The 1095-nt window shown below is 44.1% G+C and carries 1 protein-coding gene; it reads right to left on the reverse strand.

The features are described 5' to 3' along the window. Nucleotides 1-1095, reverse strand: a 1095-nt coding sequence (locus A3761_RS17455) for a Lon-insertion domain-containing protein (protein ID WP_156491922.1), incomplete at both ends; no start/stop codon positions are given.

Below are 1095 nucleotides of genomic sequence, written 5' to 3' on the forward strand. Positions count from 1 at the left end.
TGCCATCCTCGTACATACCGTCTTTAAGCGTTCCCGTCTTTAAACCCGTTAGCAATTCCAATGCTTCATTAACATGCGTTACTGCATAGATATTAAAGCGCTTTTTCTTAACGGCATTAATCACCTTCTGGCTTAACATAAGATTGGCAATATTGCTTTTAGGGATAATAACCGCTTGCTTCTGATCACTGCCGATTAACTCACAAGCATCGAGAAAGCCTTCTATTTTCTCATTTGCGCCACCAATTGGCTGAACTTCACCAAACTGATTCACTGAGCCGGTCACTGCGAAGTGCTGAAGAATTGGCACATCAGCAAGTGAAGAAATTAAGGCGCAGAACTCGGCCATCGACGCGCTATCGCCATCAACCTCACCGTAAGACTGTTCAAAAGCAATACTTGCAGATAGAGGCATCAGATCATCTTTTGCAAATAAGGATGACAAATAAGACGATAGGATCAAAATCCCCTTAGTATGGATATTGCCGCCCAACTTGGCATGATGCTCGATATCTGTGATATCACCATCACCAAAATAACAATTTGCAGTAACACGGTTTGGCATTCCGAACTCCGAACCCGCTGTGGAGTACACTGACAGTGCATTGATCTGCCCAACAACCGAACCGCTAACAGAAAGCAATGTAGAGCCATCTCGTATCGTATCAAACAGTTGGTCTTTGATGCGTCCATTGCGGTGCTCGGCACTTTCTAAAGCACGCTCTACGTGAGACTGCCTGATCATTGTTGAACGCTGCTCTCGCGCCCAGTAGTTTGACTCTCGCAGCAAATTAGAGATTTCAGAGGCGTGAAGTGACAACTTATTCTGATTTTCAGCCTGGCGGGAGCTAAACTCAATTACCCGAGCCACCGCTTTCTTATCACAATGGAGAAAGCCTTTTTCGTGTACAAGACTGGAAATGAATTTTGCGTAAAGCATCTGTGATTCAGGCGTACGATTCATTTCGTTTTCGAAGTCCGCTGTCACTTTAAACAGTTCTTCAAACTCAGGGTCGTAATTCTGAAGCAATAGATAAGTTTCGAGGTCACCAAAGAGAATAATCTTAACATCTAATGGAATCGGTTCCGGTTCCA

The sequence above is a fragment of the Oleiphilus sp. HI0123 genome, from assembly GCF_001635315.1.